The following is a 15,643-nucleotide window of genomic DNA, read 5'->3' as shown; positions in this document are numbered from 1 at the left end:
ACGGAGCCTGACGGAGACGGATCTCATGCAAAGCGCGATCGTTCTTGGCGGCGGCATGGTGGGCGTCAGCACGGCGTTGCATTTGCAGCGCCGCGGCTGGGCGGTGACGCTCGTCGACCGCAGGGAGCCCGGCCGCGAGACCAGCTACGGCAATGCCGGCATCATCCAGAGCGAGGCGGTGCGGCCCTATCCGATGCCGCGCGATCCCGCGATCCTCGCCAGGATCGCGATGGGACGGACCAACGACGTGCGCTATCGCCTCGCCTCGCTGCCGCGGCACGCCGGTCCGCTGCTGCGCTATTGGTGGAACTCGACGCCCGAGCGGCACCGCGAAGCCACCTTCGCCTGGGCGCGCCTGATTGCCCATGCCACCGCCGAGCACGACACGCTGATCCGCGACGCCCATGCCGACAACCTGATCCGCCGCGCCGGCTATCGCTTGCTGCATCGTGACCCGGCGGCGCTGGAGCAGGCGATCGCCGTCGCCGAGGAGAACCGGCGCGACTTCGGCGTGACCTTCCGCGTGCTGGACGGCAAGGCGCTCGCCGAGGCCGAGCCGTTGCTGCGCGACGACCTGCCCGGCGCCATTCACTGGCTCGGGCCGTGGACCGTGTCGGACCCCGGCGGTCTGGTCTCGGCCTATGCCGGATTGTTCGAGCGCCTCGGCGGGACGCTGCTGACCGGCGACGCGCAGACGCTGGCGCAGACGCCATCGGGCTGGTCGGTCGACACGACAGGCGGCCGGATCGATGCCGCCCATGTCGTCGTCACGCTCGGGCCGTGGTCACCGCAATTGCTGCGCAAATTCGGCTACCGCATCCCCTTGGTGCGCAAGCGCGGCTACCACATGCACTATCAGGGCGGCCGCTCGCTCGACCTGCCGCTGGTCGACACCGCGAACGGCTATGCGATGGCGCCGATGGCCAAGGGCATCCGCATCACGACCGGCGCGGAGCTGACGAGTCCCGACGCGCCGGCGACGCCGATCCAGCTCGGCTACGCCGAAGCCGCCGCGCGCGAGCTGCTCGAGATCGGCAGCCGCGTCGAGCCCGAGCCGTGGTTCGGCACCCGCCCCTGCACCACCGACATGCTGCCGGTGCTGGGACCCGCGCCGCGGCATCGCGGGCTGTGGGTCAATTTCGGTCACGGCCACCAGGGCTTCACGCTCGGCCCGGCGACGGCACGCGTGCTGGCCGAAACGATGAATGGCGAGGCATCCGCCGTGGACACCTCGCCGTATCGGCTGGACCGGTTCTGACGTCGAAGGAAAATCAGTCCGTCGTCAGCGCGGTCTCCATGTCGGTCGGATCGATCTGCCGGGCCAGATTGGCGTTGAGCTTGTCGCGGTCGAGCTCGCCCTCCCACCAGGCTACGATCACGCAGGCGACGCCGTTGCCGCAGAGATTGGTCAGCGCGCGGCACTCGCTCATGAACTTGTCGATGCCGAGCACGATCGCCATGCCCGGCACCAGGCGCGGATCGACCACCGCAAGCGTCGCCGCCAGCGTGATGAAGCCCGCGCCGGTGATGCCGGAGGCGCCCTTCGAGGTCAGCATCGCCACGATCAGGATGGTGAGCTGCTGGCTGAAGGTGAGATCGTAGCCGAGCGCCTGCGCGATGAACAACGTCGCCAGCGTCATGTAGATGTTGGTGCCGTCGAGGTTGAACGAATAGCCCGTGGGCACCACGAGGCCGACCACGGATTTCGAGCAGCCGAGCCGTTCGAGCTTCTCCATCAATGACGGCAGCGCGCTCTCCGAGGACGAGGTGCCGAGCACGATCAGGAGCTCGTCCTTGATGTAAGCCAGGAACCTGAAGATCGAGAACCCCGCGATCCGCGCGATGACGCCGAGCACCACGAGAACGAACAGCGCGGCGGTCAGATAGAACGTCGCGATCAGCCCCATCAGATTGAGGATCGCGCCGGTGCCGAACTTGCCGATGGTGAAGGCCATCGCGCCGAACGCACCGAGCGGCGCCGCCCGCATCACGATCGAGATCACGCCGAACACCGCATGCGCGGCGTCGTCGATGAACGAGCGGATGGTGTGGCCGCGCTCGCCGAGGCCCATGATCGCAAAGCCGAACAGCACCGAGAACAGCAGCACTTGCAGGATCTCGCCCTGCGCGAAGGCGCCGACGACGGTGTCCGGGATGATGTGCAGCACGAAGTCGACGCTCTTCTGCGCCTCCGCCTGCTTGGCATAGCCGGCAACCGCCTGCGCGTTGGCCGCCGCGTTGCCGAAGCCCGCGCCCGGCTTCACGATATTGCCGACCAGCAGTCCGATCACCAGCGCGAAGGTCGAGACCACCTCGAAATAGACCAGCGCCTTGACGCCGATGCGGCCGACCTTCTTGGCATCCTGTATATGGGCGATGCCCGAGACCACCGTGCAGAAGATGATCGGCGCGATCACCATCTTGATCAGCTTGATGAAGCCGTCGCCGAGCGCCTTGATCCACTCATTGGTGGCAAGCTGTGGCCAGAACGCGCCAACCAGGGCGCCGAGCACGATCGCGATCAGAACCTGCACGTAGAGAATCTTGTACCACGGCTTGCGACCGGCGCTGGCCGGTGAAGCCGTGGCAACGGTTGCCGTTGCCATGTGTCACTCCCCCTCAGAAATGGCGGAAACAGCCAAGATCAACTTGGCCGTTCAAGTCAAATGGAACTGTGTGGGGCCTGCCGTTTATCCGCGGCGATCTGTCGCGCGTAGCTCCCGCCGAAACGAGGGCCAGGCGCGCGAAACCGATCGAACCGACAAGGTGGAAGGCTCTCAGAGATTGCGGGCTATTTAAGCCAATGCGCGATCCGCGCAACTGCTTCCTGCATGTCCGCGGCCGAACGGGCATAGGAAAAACGGATAAAGGCGCGGCCGTGGATCGGATCGAAATCGACGCCCGGGGTCGCTGCGACATGCGCCTTCTCGAGCATCTCGCTGGCGAAGGCGAAGCTGTCGGAGGTGAAGTCGGAGACGTCGGTATAGAGATAGAACGCGCCGTCGGCGGGCAGGAATTTGGTCAGCCCTGCCTTCGGCAGCCCCTCGATCAGAATGCGGCGGTTCTCCTGATAGCCGCGCTTGATCGCCTCCATCTCCTCGCGGCCCTCGAACGCCGCTTCGGCCGCGATCTGCGACAGGGTCGGCACCGAGATCGACAAATTCTGCTGCAGCCGCTCGATCGGCCGCACCAGCACATCGGGCACCACCATCCAGCCGACCCGCCAGCCGGTCATGCAGAAGTATTTCGAGAACGAGTTGATCACGAGCGCGTTCGGCGACAGCTCGGCCGCCGTCACCGCGGGGAATGCGTAGTCGAGCCCGTGATAGATCTCATCGGAGATGAAGCGGATGCCGGCGCTGTCGGCGGCCGCCATCAGGCTCGACAGCGCCTCGCGCGACATCATGGTGCCGGTCGGGTTGGCGGGACTGCCGACCAGCACGCCCTTCAGCGGCGCCTTGCGATGGGCCGCGAGCAGCGCCTCGCCGGTCAACGCATGCCGGGTGTCATTGGAGGTCTCGATCAGCACCGGCTCGCAGCCGAGGGCAGTCAGGATATGCCGGTACGGCGGATAGCCGGGCACGGTGACTGCGACCCGGTCGCCCGGCTCGAACATCGCAAGGAACGCCAGGATGAACCCGCCCGACGAGCCCGTCGTGACGATGATGCGCTCGGGATCGACCGCGCAGCCATACGTGTCGCGGTAATGCCGGGCGATGCGCGCCCGCAGGCTGGGGATGCCGAGCGCCGAGGTGTAATCGATCCGCCCGTCCACAAGCGCGGCCTGCGCCGCCGCGATCGCCGGCTTCGGCGCGGATGCGGCGGGCTGCCCCACCTCCATGTGGATGACGTGGCCGCCGGCTGCCTCGATTCGCGCCGCGGCGGCCATCACGTCCATCACCATGAACGGCGGAACATCGCTCCGTCCGGACGCTGTCAAAAGGCTGCTCACACGGTCTCTCGCTGTCGCTTCACGCATGGATTTCTGCTATTGCACGGCCGCTGCCGGATTTGGGTTCCCGTTACATGCGGCCGCCCCAGACTGGCCGCATTCGGTGGCTCCTTATAGCGTTTTCAGCTCAAGTGCATACCCGGTTCGCGTGAAGAAGAAGTGCAAAAACAACAGACTGCGCCACGCGCCTGATCCGGTCGGACCCGGAACCCGGCTTCACGCCGGCGCGGCCGGTGATTGCCGATAGATCGCCCATGCTGTTCCGCCTCACGCGCCACACCGGGACCTTCAAGCTGACCGCCTTGTTGACCGCGGTCGCGCTCGCAATGGGACCTGTCGTCCCCGTGCACGCGCAGCAGCAGAAGGGGCCGCCGGTGCTACGCGACACCGAATCCGAGCAGCTGCTGCGCGAATACACAAGGCCGATCCTGCGCGCCGCGGGTCTCGAGAAGCAGAACATCCAGATCGTCATCATCAACGAGAGTTCGTTCAACGCTTTCGTCGCCGATGGCCGCCGCATCTTCGTCAATTACGGCGCACTGCTGCAATCGGAGACGCCGAACCAGATCATCGGCGTGCTGGCGCATGAGACTGGCCATCTGGCCGGTGGTCATCTTGCCAAGATGCGCGAGCAGCTGGCGCAGGCGCAGACCCAGATGATCATCGCGATGCTGCTCGGCGTCGGCGCGCTGGCCGCGGGTGCTGCGGGTGGCGGCGGTGGCAACGGCCTCTCCAGCGCAGGCGCCGCCGCGATCTCGGCGCCGCAATCGGTGATTCAGCGCACGCTGCTGTCCTACCAGCGCCAACAGGAAGAGAATGCGGACCGTGCCGGCGTCAGGTTCTTGACCGCGACCGGCCAGTCTGCCCGCGGCATGTACGAGACCTTCAAGCGCTTCACCGACGAGAGCCTGTTCGCGGCGCGCGGTGCTGACCCCTATCTGCAATCGCACCCGATGCCGGTCGACCGCGTCTCCGCGCTGGAGGAGCTGGCGCGCTCCAGCCCCTATTGGGACAAGAAGGACGATCCGGCGCTGCAACTGCGTCACGACATGATGCGCGCCAAGATCTCCGGCTTCATGGAGCGGCAGGACACGGTGTATCGCCGCTATCCGCTGACCAACACCAGCCTGCCGGCGCGTTATGCGCGCGCGATCACCACCTACTTGCACGGCGATCTGCGTTCGGCGATCGCGCAGATCGACGGCCTGATCCAGGTGCAGCCCAACAATCCCTATTTCTACGAATTGCGCGGCCAGGCGCTGCTCGAAGGCGGCCGGCCGGCCGAGGCGATCGCACCGCTGCGCCGCGCGGTGCAACTGTCCGGCAGCGCGCCCTTGATCGAGATGCTGCTCGGCCAGGCGCTGGTTGCCTCCGACAACAAGGCCCTGACCGACGAGGCGATCAACATGCTGCGGGCCGCCGTGGCGCGCGAGCCCGAGGCGCCGCTCGGCTATACCCAGCTCGCGATGGCCTATGGCCGCAAGGGCGACTACGCCCAGGCCGACCTCGCCTCGGCGCAGGCGGCCTATCTGCGTGGCGACGCCAAGACCGCCCGCGAGCTGGCATCGCGCGCCAAGACGCGGTTCGCGATCGGCACGCCCGGCTGGGTCAAAGCTGACGACATTGTGAGCGCCAAGCCGATGCCGGGCCAGAAAAACAACTAGAAATAAACCGTAGTTCCATACAACGATCACTGCAACCGGCCCAACGGCTCAGCCGCATTTCGGGCCATCTCGAACAAGGATTTCGCCATGCCAGCGCTTCGTTTTCTTGCCCCTGCCCTGCTCGCGCTCGGCATCTGCGCCGCACCGCTGTCGGCGTCCGCGCAGAGCTTCAACGACACCCAGCGCGGCGACATCGAGACCATCGTGCGCAACTATCTGATCGCGCATCCCGAGGTGCTCGAAGAGGCGATGAACGAGCTCAGCAAGCGGCAGGCCGCCGCCGAAGCCGAGAAGCACGAGCAGAGCGTCGCCAAGAACGCCGACACCATCTTCAATTCGCCGCGCGGCGTCATGCTCGGCAACAAGGACGGCGACGTCACCTTCGTCGAGTTCTTCGATTACAATTGCGGCTACTGCAAGCGCGCGATGGCCGACATGATGGACCTGATGAAATCGGATCCGAAGCTGAAGGTGGTGCTGAAGGAATTCCCGGTGCTGAGCCAGGGCTCGGTCGAGGCCGCGCAGGTCGCGGTCGCCGTGCGGATGCAGGATCCGACCGGCAAGAAGTATCTCGAGTTTCACCAGAAGCTGCTGGGCGGCCGCGGTGCCGCCGACAAGGCGCGGGCGCTGGCGGTCGCCAAGGAGGTCGGTCTCGACATGGCGAAGATCGAGAAGGACATGGCGAGCCCCGAGGTCAAGGCGACCATCGAGGAGAATTTCCGCCTCGCCGAATCCATGGGCATGAACGGCACGCCGAGCTACGTGATCGGCAAGCAGGTCGTGGTCGGCGCGGTCGGCGTCGACAATCTCAAGGAGAAGATCGGCATCGCCCGCTGCGGCAAGGCAACCTGCTGATCGCCGCTCCAGCCGCGTTCATTCAACAAAATCCGGCTGCCAGGCGGCCGGATTTTTTATTTCGCGCATCGAACCGGTGCGGCGCGGGCCGCAACCAAGGGCCGTCACCAACAAACGGACCCCGCGCGCCATGCCCCTGGCCCCGCCAAATCTTGCCTACGACCTCACACTGCTGAAGACGGCGCCACAGCGCGGCACCGAGCACGATCACGGCTGGTGCTACGGCCTGCCGGCAGGCATTCGCAGCGAGCAATGGCCGCTCAGCCCGCATGACGGCTTTCCGATGCAGCACTGCTTCACACTGCGGATTCCCGCGCAATATCGCGCCGCGGGCGACGCCTACGTCGCGCTCGCGATGTTCGCCGACCAGCAATATGACGAACCCGTCGCGATCGACGCGGTCGCCCAATATCTCACTGCCGAGACGACAGAGCGTCCGGCAGATCGCAATCTGCTGCCCTACTTCGTCTATCGGCAGAACCGCCATCCGATGGAGTTTCGGATGCAGGACATCATCGACCACAATTTCGCGGCGATCTGGCTCACCGAGAGCGAGTTCGCAGCACCGCTGTGCCAGCCGCCGGAGCTTGCCGGCAATCCATTGCTGGACGCCAATCCGCCGCCGCGCTGGCTGGTGAAGGGCGCGGCGCGCACGGCGTTCGACGTCCATGTCGGCCGCACCACGCGGATCGAGGAGCTGGAGAAGACGTACTGGTATCGCCTGTTCGGCCAGATCCCCGAGAGCGGACACCATGCTTACGGAATCGCGCTGACGGCGCGCAACGGCGACCCCAACATCGGCAAGCCGCCGCGCGATCATCTGCTGCACAAGGGTGAGCTCGGCGACTACATCGCACCTTACGGCGAGCACGGCAGCGCACACGGTCTCGAACGGTTGCACGGCCGCAACCATCTCGGCGGCACGATGTTTCCGAACCAATGGACGCCGAAATTCAGCGCGACCTATCTCGAGATCGAAGAGCATTTCGGCGGCTTCAATTTCGGCGGCGGCAACGGCCAGCTCGATCTTGCGAGCATGGAGTTCGACTGGGCCTGCGGTTGACAAGCGCGCGCGTTCATCGCGCGTTCACATAGGATACCAACTGCAGGGAACCGTAAATCAACAGGAACATCGCACATCCTCTCTCGTTGTCGGCGCGGGCAATGCTGAATAACGAGGAGGACTATGATGACAAACCGCTTTCTGATTTCTGTTGCTGCGGCGGCGCTGATCGCCGGCACTGGTTTCGCGAATGCACAGGGCGCCGGCGGCGCCAACAAGGAGTCCGGGGCTGGCGGCGGCGCGAGCATGCAGCACAGCGCCCCGTCCGGTGGCGCGTCGTCCGGCGCGATGCAGCACGATTCGGGTGGCATGAAGGGTTCCGAGCATTCGACGACAGGTCAGTCCCCGAGCACGAAGGGCGCTGAGTCCGAGAAGTCGGGCACGGCCACCAAGGGTGCGGAGGACAGCACCCAAAGGTCGAAGGGCATGAGCTCGGAGAACGAGGCCACCAAGGGCTCCCGGGAGAGCTCGAAGGACATGAAGGCCGAGGGCCGCGACAAGAGCGGGAACATGAAGGCCGAGGAGCGTGACAAGAGCGGCAAGATGAACGCGGAAACCCGTGAGGGCCGCGATCGCAACAACGCCGCCGAGAGCCGCGACAAGAGCGGCGCCACCACCAACCAGAACGCTCAGACCAAGAACCCGGCCGACAACACCAACCGCGCGCAGACCAACGACTCCAGCCGCACCCAGACCACGACGGGCAACGCGGCGACGTCGGCCACCGCGGCTCCGCCGGCCGAGAAGCGCACCGAGATCTCGACCGCGATCAAGTCGGAGCACGTCACCGAAGTCACGAATGCGAACTTCAACGTGGCGGTCGGCACCCGCGTCCCGGCTGGCGTGCACTTCTATCCGCTGCCGGAGCGGGTCGTGTCGATCTACCCGCAGTGGCGCGGTTATGACTTCATCCTGGTCAAGGGCCGCTACATCATCGTGCAGCCGGAGACCCACGAGATCGTCTACATCATCGAGGGCTAACCGGCCTCGGCCCGAGGACGCCATGCGCGCCCTCGCCGCAATCCCAACCCCGCCCCTCCAGGGGGCGGGGTTTTGCATTCGCCCCTGCCCCGCAGTCCCCGGTGGATGGCGGGCTCAGGCATTGCGCCACCGCGTCTTCCGTGAAGTTTGGTTAATCAGCAATTTCCGTAGGTTAGGGCAACTACCTAACAGCCCGCGAGAAGCTGTTGAAGACGTTCCGATTTCACCTAAAGACTTCCCCTGCGGCCGGTTGTTACCTATAACCCCGCCCACTCCACCCCTCGCCCGGAACCCCCTGGAATGGCTGCTGCCGGAACGATCTATGTGCTGAACGGCCCGAACCTCAACCTCTTGGGGACGCGCGAGCCGGAGACGTATGGCCACGCCACCCTCGCCGACGTCGAGAAGCTGTGCGCGGACACCGCGCGCTCGTTCGGACTGACCGCCGATTGCCGCCAGTCCAACCGCGAGGGCGAGCTGATCGACTTCGTCCATGAGGCCCACGCCAAGAAGGCCGTCGGCATCATCATCAACGCCGGTGGCTACTCCCATACCTCGATCGCGCTGCATGACGCGCTGGTCGCGGTCAAGATTCCCGCCGTCGAGGTCCATGTCAGCAACATCCACGCCCGCGAGAGCTTCCGGCACCACTCGTTCACTGCTAAAGCCGCCTTCGCGTCGCTTTGCGGCTTCGGCATCGACGGTTACCGGCTCGCGATCATCGGCCTTGCCACCAAGATCGGTGCCAAGAGCGATGCCAGGACCGATGCCAAGGCAAAGAGTTAATCGTCAATCCTGACGTTCCCCGTCACCAGACAGAGATTTCGGATCAAACAACATGGCGCGCCAGCCAGACGACAAATCAGCCGCAAAGTCCAAAAGCGACTCCAAGAGCGACGACAGCGTGCTCATTCGCGAGCTTGCGCTTCTGCTTGCCGAGACCAATCTGACCGAGATCGAGATCGAGCGCGCCGGCCTGCGCGTCCGGGTCGCCCGCAACGTCAGCATCGCGGCCTCCGTTCCGTCGGCCGTGCACGCGGTTGCCGCGCCGGTCGCGGTGCCGGCTGCCGCCGTCGCCGCTGCGACCGACCTTGCCAAGCATCCGGGCGCCGTGCCCTCGCCGATGGTCGGCACCGCCTATTGGTCGCCCGAGCCTGGCGCCAAGCCGTTCATTGAAGTCGGCACCAAGGTCTCGGCCGGCCAGACGCTTCTGATCATCGAGGCGATGAAGACGATGAACCAGATCCCGTCGCCGCGCGCCGGCACCGTGACGCAGATCCTCGTCGAGGACGGCCAGCCCGTCGAATTCGGCGAGCCGCTCGTAATCATAGAGTAGACGCCAATGGCGAATGGCCAATGGCGAATAGAATGCCGCGTCACCATTCGCCACCCGCCATTCGCTACTCGCTCCCCTGAGGCGCCATGTTCGACAAGATCCTCATAGCCAATCGCGGCGAGATCGCGCTTCGCGTGCTGCGCGCCTGCAAGGAACTCGGCATCGCAACCGTCGCGGTGCATTCCACCGCCGATGCCGATGCCATGCATGTACGGCTCGCCGACGAGAGCGTGTGCATCGGCCCGCCGCCGTCGAAGGACTCCTATCTCAACATACCGGCGCTGCTCGCCGCCTGCGAGATCACCGGCGCCGACGCCGTGCATCCCGGCTACGGCTTCCTGTCCGAGAATGCGCGCTTCGCCGAGATCCTCGCCGACCATAATCTGGGCTTCATCGGACCGAAGGCCGAGCACATCCGCCTGATGGGCGACAAGATCGAAGCCAAGAAGACCGCCAAGCGGCTCGGCATCCCCGTGGTGCCAGGCTCGGACGGCGCAGTGACCTCGGAGGGCCGATGCGCTCGCGATCGGCAAGGAGATCGGCTTCCCGGTGCTGGTGAAGGCGGCGGCCGGCGGTGGCGGCCGCGGCATGAAAGTCGCGCACACCGAGGCCGATCTTGCGCTGGCGCTCTCGACCGCGGCCAACGAGGCCAAGTCGGCGTTCGGCGACGCCTCGGTCTATCTGGAGAAGTACCTGCAGAAGCCGCGCCACATCGAGATCCAGGTTCTCGGCGACGGCCGCGGCGGCGCCATCCATCTCGGCGAGCGCGATTGCTCGCTGCAGCGCCGCCACCAGAAGGTCTGGGAGGAAGGTCCCTCGCCCGTGCTCGCGGCGGCCGCGCGCGCCAGGATCGGCGAGACCTGCGCCAAGGCGATGCGGGACATGAAGTATCTCGGCGTGGGCACCATCGAATTCCTCTACGAGGACGGCGAGTTCTATTTCATCGAAATGAACACCCGTATCCAGGTCGAGCATCCCGTCACCGAAAGCATCACCGATATCGATCTGGTGCTGGAGCAGATCCGGATTGCCGCCGGCGGCGATCTGCCGGCCAGGCAGAGCGACATCGCGATCATCGGCCACGCCATCGAATGCCGCATCAACGCGGAGAACCCGCAGACCTTCCGTCCCTCGCCCGGACGGATCACGCAATTCCATCCGCCCGGCGGCCTCGGGGTGCGGATCGATTCCGCCGTCTATCAGGGCTACGTGATTCCGCCCTACTACGACTCGCTGGTCGGCAAGCTGATCGTGCACGGGAAGACCCGCGGCGAATGCCTGATGCGGCTGCGCCGGGCGCTGGACGAGATGGTGGTCGACGGGATCGAGACGACGCTGCCGCTGTTTCGCGCATTGGTGCGCGAGCCCGACATCATCGAAGGCGACTATCATATCCACTGGCTGGAGCAGTATCTCGCCGGCCAGCCCGCCGACGCCCCTAAATAGTTCGGAACCTGTGGAACCCAGCCGCGGCTCCAAACGTACTATAGGGGTATTGGCTTTCCACGGGGACGCATTGAATCCCACTCCGGTAAAGAGACCGTCGTGACAGCAGTTTCACGACGCCGCTCTACCCTACAGGTCCTGCTGCTCTCGGCGGGATTTTTCGTGCTGGTCGCGATCAGCGTGGCCTCGGTCCTGCTGGTCAACAAGGCGCGCGAGGACAACGCCCTGGTCGTCCACACGGTCGAGGTCGAGAACGCGGTTGCCAATCTGCTGTTTGACGTCAGGCGCGCCGAAAGCGCGACCCGGGCGTATCTGCTGACGTCGGCACCGCAATACCTGTCAGAATACCAGTCTGCCGCCGCGGGCCTCCCGGCCACGCTCGGTCATCTGCAGATGATGACCGTCGATAATCCGGTGCAGGTCGCCAACGCCGCGAGGCTGAAGGCCGCCGTCGAACAGCGGCTGGCCGACTTCACCCTCAGCATCGAGCGGGTCCAGAACAACGACGCGGCGACCAGCATCGACGTCCTGCGCAAAGGTACGTCGGGCGATGCGACGGAGGCGATCACGCGGATCGGCCGCGACATGCGCGCCGAGGAGGATCGCCTGCTGGCGATGCGCACCGCAACCGCTGACAGGACCCAGGTGCTGGCGTCCTCCGTCACCATCGCCGGTTCCTGCATGGTGCTGGCGCTCGCCGCCCTCTCGGTCGTGCTGCTGCGGCACTCCTCGCGGGCGCGCGACGAGGCCGAGGCCAAGCTGCGCGACAGCAACGTCAACCTCGAAACCATCGTCGACGAGCGCACCGCGGACCTGCGCGAGGCCAACGAGGAGATCCAGCGCTTCGCCTATATCGTCAGCCACGATCTGCGCTCGCCGCTGGTCAACATCATGGGCTTCACCAGCGAGCTTGAGGAGCTGCGCGGCGACATCTTCAAGCGCATCGCCACGCTCAATCGCACCGCGTCGCTGGCACCGGCGATGCCGGAAGACGCCACCGACGTGGCCGAGCCCGAGCTCGAAGGCTCCGACAAGCAGCTGTCCGACGACTTCAACGAATCGATCGGCTTCATCAAATCGTCGATCGCCAAGATGGACCGCCTGATCAGCGCGATCCTCAATCTGACCCGCGAGGGCCGCCGTGAGTTCAAGCCGGAGCGGATCGATCTGCGCGAGCTGATCGACGGCATCGTCAAGACGGTCGCCCATCAGGCGGTCGAGGCCAATGCGACCGTCGAGGTCGGCACGCTGCCGAATATCGTCAGCGATCGCCTCGCGCTGGAGCAGATCTTCTCCAACCTGATCGACAATGCGCTGAAGTACCTCAGGGACGGCGTTCCCGGCGAGATATCGATCGAGGGCCGCACCAAGCTGGGCTTTGCGATCTTCGAGGTCGCCGACAACGGCCGCGGCATCGATCCGAAGGACCATCAGCGCATCTTCGATCTGTTCCGCCGCGCCGGAACACAGGACAAGCCCGGCCAGGGCATCGGACTTGCCCATGTCCGCGCACTTGTGCGCAGACTGGGCGGCACCATGTCGGTAGCATCGGAACTTCACAACGGCAGCACGTTCACGATCACGCTGCCTATCAAATGGTCAGACAAGAACTTAAGCAAGAACCGGGATAAGGCATCATGAGCGATCCAGTCACCATCATCATGATAGAGGACGACGAGGGCCATGCCCGCCTGATTGAGCGGAATATCCGGCGCTCAGGTGTCAACAATGAGATCGTCCCGTTCAGCAACGGTACAGAGGCGGTGAACTACCTGTTCGGCAAGGATGGCAGCGCGGTCGAGCGCAAGGGCCAGGCCCTGCTCATCCTGCTTGATCTCAATCTGCCTGACATGACCGGCATCGATATTCTGAAGCGGGTCAAGGAGAACAAGCATCTCAAGTCGACGCCGGTGGTCGTGCTGACCACGACCGACGACAGCCAGGAGATCAAGCGTTGCTACGAACTCGGGTGCAACGTCTACATCACCAAGCCGGTGAACTACGAAAGCTTTGCCAACGCCATTCGCCAGCTTGGCCTGTTCTTTTCCGTGATTCAGGTGCCGCCAGCTTCGCTATGACCAGCGCAACGCCGACACTGCTCTATATCGACGACGACGCGGCGCTGGCGCGCCTGGTCGAACGCGGCCTCACGCGCGCGGGCTACAAGGTCGTGCACGCCGCAAGCGGTCAGGAGGGTCTCGACCGGCTTGCCCAGGGCGGCATCGACGTCATCGCGCTCGATCAGGTCATGCCGGGCCTCGACGGGCTGGAGACGCTGGAGCAGATCCTCAAGATTGCCGACGCCCCGCCGGTGGTGTTCGTCACCGCCTCGCAGGATTCGGCGATCGCCGTCACCGCGCTGAAGGCCGGTGCGGCGGACTATCTGGTCAAGGACGTCAGGGGCGACTTCATCCCCCTGCTCCAGGTCGCGGTGAACGGCGCGATCCGTCAGGCCGAGATCCAGAGGGCACGCGACGAAGCCGAGGCCGAGGTGCATGCCTCGCGCGACCGCTACGCCGCGCTGGCCGCGGAGCGCGAGGTCCTGCTCCGCGAGGTCAACCATCGCGTCGGCAATTCGTTGCAGATCATCGCCTCGCTGCTGCATCTGCAGGCCAACTCCGCGAGCCAGCAGGACGTCAAGGCAGCGCTGACCAATGCGATGGGTCGGGTCGCCGCCGTCGCGCAGGTGCACCGCCGCCTCTACACCTCGCACGATTTCAAGACGGTGATGCTCAACCAGTATCTCGAAGCGCTGCTCGAGGATCTCAGGCGATCGGCCGAGGGCAACAAGATGTCGCGGCTGACGCTCAACGCCGCCCCGGTCGAGATCGATCCCGACCGCGCCGTCGCGATCGGCATCATCGTCAACGAGCTGGTGATGAACGCCGTGAAATACGCCTATCCGGACGGCGCCGGCCCAATCCATGTCGAGCTGAAGCCGCAGGGCGACGACGTGCAGCTCGCGATCAGCGATGAAGGCGTGGGCTATTCCGACAAGGCCGACCCGCGCGGCACCGGCATGGGCCAGCGCATCGTCGCGGCGATGGCCGCCAAGCTCGACGCCAGCGTCGAGCGCGACCCGGCCCACAACGGCACCCGCTTCGTGGTGCGGTTCGCCCGCGTCAGTCCGGCCCTGGCAAAATCGACAAGCGCCGCCGCGAGCTAGCCGGATTGATCGATTTGTCGCGTTGCCCTTAACGGCTGCGTCACCCTGTTGCTCGATCGCGGCCGCCGGCCCTGACCCATTAAGGGAAATCTCGGCATTGTTCGCCAGGCTTTTCCCCCAACTTGGCAGGAACGGCAGACATGTTCGGGCGCAGGGTGGTTTTCGGAAAGAAGCAGGAGACCTTGGGCGCGCTCAAGGAGCCCGAGCGTCCGGCACCGAACCGCGACGTCGCGGCGCCTGCATTTCACAAGAAGCAATGGGACGATCCGCGGATCGGGCCGATGCTGCGTGATGCCGGTTTCGCGCCTGACGACGCCGGCAGCATCGCGCCGACGGCGGACAATCGGCTCGCCGTGTTCGCCGCGGCCAACAAGCGGCTACAGGAGCGCACCGAGGCCTTCAACCGCGACATGACGGCGCGCCACGGCCACTGCAACGCGGTGCCGTTCCTGGTCATCGACCAGAAGATCTGGGACGGGCCGCATGGCGCGTTTCTCTACGCGCAGATGGATCTGATCGGCTACGACGAGTGGAACGTGATCATGCTGGCGTCAGATCCGCAGACCACAGCGTCATGCGGCCTGGCCGGACATCCCGGCTTCCTCCCGGCCCTGACGCAGACCATGATCGAGCATGTGATCGAATGGAAGGCGCGGCACAATGCCCTGCTCGAGACGTTCGGAATCGTCGCCTCCGGTGATCGCGACATCCCACACGATGAATATGAGATGGAAAAAGACACGCTGCGCCGGGAGATCATCGACAAGGTCGGCTGGATGAAGCGGCGCATCATCGACGACCTGCTGCTCAGGGGCTAGCGTCACGCGCCTTCCCGAACACCTCAATCGTGCCGGTCGCGGTGCCGCCGCGTGCGATACGGCCGGCAATCCTGACAGGGCGCGCCGAAGATCACCTGCGAGGGATACGGCCGCGCCGAGTGATAGGGCGTCGAGCCGAACAGGCCGGCCGCGCCGAAGCCCGCGCTGAAGGGATCGGCGGCAAAGCTGCCCGGAAACGAGCCGTTGCTGCGGAAATCGCGATCGTCATTCCTGCCGTCGAAATACGCTCCCCCGGTGCTGCCGTAGCGCAGCGGCCGTTGCGGCGCCAGGTCCTGGGCAAAGGCAGCAGCCGTGCCAAGCGCGATGGCGGCGCAGGCGATCAGTGCTCTGGTGGCGGTCAT

The 15,643-nt window shown here is 65.4% G+C and carries 14 protein-coding genes and 1 pseudogene; 12 read left to right on the top strand and 3 right to left on the bottom strand.

The genetic code is table 11. The features are described 5' to 3' along the window. Positions 1-25: 25 nt before the first annotated feature. A complete protein-coding gene (locus ACVMB0_RS25125; protein WP_461348022.1) occupies positions 26-1,258 on the top strand; it encodes an NAD(P)/FAD-dependent oxidoreductase in 1,233 nt (410 codons plus the stop codon). A gap of 13 nt (positions 1,259-1,271) precedes the next feature. Here ACVMB0_RS25125 and ACVMB0_RS25120 read toward each other — a convergent pair whose 3' ends face one another. Then, complete coding sequence (locus ACVMB0_RS25120) at positions 1,272-2,606, bottom strand: dicarboxylate/amino acid:cation symporter (RefSeq protein ID WP_456755048.1); 1,335 nt, start codon at positions 2,604-2,606, stop codon at positions 1,272-1,274. A 185-nt stretch (positions 2,607-2,791) separates the two neighbouring features. After that, positions 2,792-3,979 carry a pyridoxal phosphate-dependent aminotransferase gene (locus ACVMB0_RS25115; protein WP_461348021.1) on the bottom strand — a complete coding sequence of 396 codons (1,188 nt, stop codon included), beginning with the start codon at positions 3,977-3,979 and terminating at the stop codon, positions 2,792-2,794. 227 nt (positions 3,980-4,206) lie between these two features. Here ACVMB0_RS25115 and ACVMB0_RS25110 point away from each other — a divergent pair, with 227 nt between their 5' ends. The 11 genes and pseudogenes from ACVMB0_RS25110 (at position 4,207) to ACVMB0_RS25060 (ending at position 15,281) form a co-directional block, all read left to right on the top strand. Then, positions 4,207-5,616, top strand: a complete 1,410-nt coding sequence (locus ACVMB0_RS25110) for a M48 family metalloprotease (protein ID WP_461348020.1) — start codon at positions 4,207-4,209, stop codon at positions 5,614-5,616. Positions 5,617-5,703: 87 nt separating this feature from the next. Beyond that, positions 5,704-6,471, top strand: a complete 768-nt coding sequence (locus tag ACVMB0_RS25105; RefSeq protein ID WP_456755051.1) for a DsbA family protein — start codon at positions 5,704-5,706, stop codon at positions 6,469-6,471. A gap of 130 nt (positions 6,472-6,601) precedes the next feature. After that, entirely contained in the window at positions 6,602-7,534 is a 933-nt protein-coding gene (locus ACVMB0_RS25100) for a hypothetical protein (protein ID WP_461348019.1), read from the top strand. 126 nt (positions 7,535-7,660) lie between these two features. Then, complete coding sequence (locus tag ACVMB0_RS25095) at positions 7,661-8,515, top strand: DUF1236 domain-containing protein (RefSeq protein WP_461348018.1); 855 nt, start codon at positions 7,661-7,663, stop codon at positions 8,513-8,515. A gap of 300 nt (positions 8,516-8,815) precedes the next feature. Continuing rightward, positions 8,816-9,301 (top strand): type II 3-dehydroquinate dehydratase, encoded by a 486-nt coding sequence (gene aroQ / locus ACVMB0_RS25090; protein WP_456755054.1) that lies wholly within the window; start codon positions 8,816-8,818, stop codon positions 9,299-9,301. Between the two features lie 52 nt (positions 9,302-9,353). Further along, on the top strand, positions 9,354-9,851 hold the full coding sequence (gene accB, locus ACVMB0_RS25085; RefSeq protein ID WP_456798161.1) for an acetyl-CoA carboxylase biotin carboxyl carrier protein: 498 nt from the start codon (positions 9,354-9,356) through the stop codon (positions 9,849-9,851). 86 nt (positions 9,852-9,937) lie between these two features. Next, a pseudogene (gene accC, locus ACVMB0_RS25080) lies at positions 9,938-11,297 on the top strand (acetyl-CoA carboxylase biotin carboxylase subunit). 99 nt (positions 11,298-11,396) lie between these two features. Then, entirely contained in the window at positions 11,397-12,938 is a 1,542-nt protein-coding gene (locus tag ACVMB0_RS25075; RefSeq protein WP_456798163.1) for a sensor histidine kinase, read from the top strand. After that, complete coding sequence (locus tag ACVMB0_RS25070) at positions 12,935-13,375, top strand: response regulator (protein WP_456755058.1); 441 nt, start codon at positions 12,935-12,937, stop codon at positions 13,373-13,375. Before ACVMB0_RS25075 ends, ACVMB0_RS25070 begins: the two co-directional genes overlap by 4 nt. Then, positions 13,372-14,463, top strand: coding sequence for a sensor histidine kinase (locus ACVMB0_RS25065; protein WP_456755059.1), 1,092 nt, complete (start codon positions 13,372-13,374; stop codon positions 14,461-14,463). The genes ACVMB0_RS25070 and ACVMB0_RS25065 overlap by 4 nt, the downstream gene beginning before the upstream one ends. A gap of 140 nt (positions 14,464-14,603) precedes the next feature. Then, complete coding sequence (locus tag ACVMB0_RS25060; RefSeq protein WP_461348017.1) at positions 14,604-15,281, top strand: hypothetical protein; 678 nt, start codon at positions 14,604-14,606, stop codon at positions 15,279-15,281. A gap of 23 nt (positions 15,282-15,304) precedes the next feature. On the opposite strand, the gene ACVMB0_RS25055 is transcribed toward ACVMB0_RS25060, so the two are convergent. Further along, positions 15,305-15,643: a BA14K family protein gene (locus tag ACVMB0_RS25055; protein WP_461348016.1), complete on the bottom strand. Its 339-nt coding sequence runs from the start codon at positions 15,641-15,643 to the stop codon at positions 15,305-15,307.

This window comes from Bradyrhizobium sp. USDA 4451 (assembly GCF_054822585.1).
This window is presented reverse-complemented; position numbering and strand designations above follow the sequence as displayed.

Bases quoted from the DNA above. Each gene is read 5' to 3' on its own strand.
- ACVMB0_RS25125 (WP_461348022.1), top strand. From the start codon at position 26: ATGCAAAGCGCGATCGTTCTTGGCGGCGGCATGGTGGGCGTCAGCACG.
- ACVMB0_RS25095 (WP_461348018.1), top strand. From the start codon at position 7,661: ATGACAAACCGCTTTCTGATTTCTGTTGCTGCGGCGGCGCTGATCGCC.
- accB (WP_456798161.1), top strand. From the start codon at position 9,354: ATGGCGCGCCAGCCAGACGACAAATCAGCCGCAAAGTCCAAAAGCGAC.
- ACVMB0_RS25100 (WP_461348019.1), top strand. From the start codon at position 6,602: ATGCCCCTGGCCCCGCCAAATCTTGCCTACGACCTCACACTGCTGAAG.
- ACVMB0_RS25105 (WP_456755051.1), top strand. From the start codon at position 5,704: ATGCCAGCGCTTCGTTTTCTTGCCCCTGCCCTGCTCGCGCTCGGCATC.
- ACVMB0_RS25065 (WP_456755059.1), top strand. From the start codon at position 13,372: ATGACCAGCGCAACGCCGACACTGCTCTATATCGACGACGACGCGGCG.
- ACVMB0_RS25060 (WP_461348017.1), top strand. From the start codon at position 14,604: ATGTTCGGGCGCAGGGTGGTTTTCGGAAAGAAGCAGGAGACCTTGGGC.
- ACVMB0_RS25110 (WP_461348020.1), top strand. From the start codon at position 4,207: ATGCTGTTCCGCCTCACGCGCCACACCGGGACCTTCAAGCTGACCGCC.
- aroQ (WP_456755054.1), top strand. From the start codon at position 8,816: ATGGCTGCTGCCGGAACGATCTATGTGCTGAACGGCCCGAACCTCAAC.
- ACVMB0_RS25120 (WP_456755048.1), bottom strand. From the start codon at position 2,606: ATGGCAACGGCAACCGTTGCCACGGCTTCACCGGCCAGCGCCGGTCGC.
- ACVMB0_RS25070 (WP_456755058.1), top strand. From the start codon at position 12,935: ATGAGCGATCCAGTCACCATCATCATGATAGAGGACGACGAGGGCCAT.
- ACVMB0_RS25055 (WP_461348016.1), bottom strand. From the start codon at position 15,643: ATGACCGCCACCAGAGCACTGATCGCCTGCGCCGCCATCGCGCTTGGC.
- ACVMB0_RS25115 (WP_461348021.1), bottom strand. From the start codon at position 3,979: ATGCGTGAAGCGACAGCGAGAGACCGTGTGAGCAGCCTTTTGACAGCG.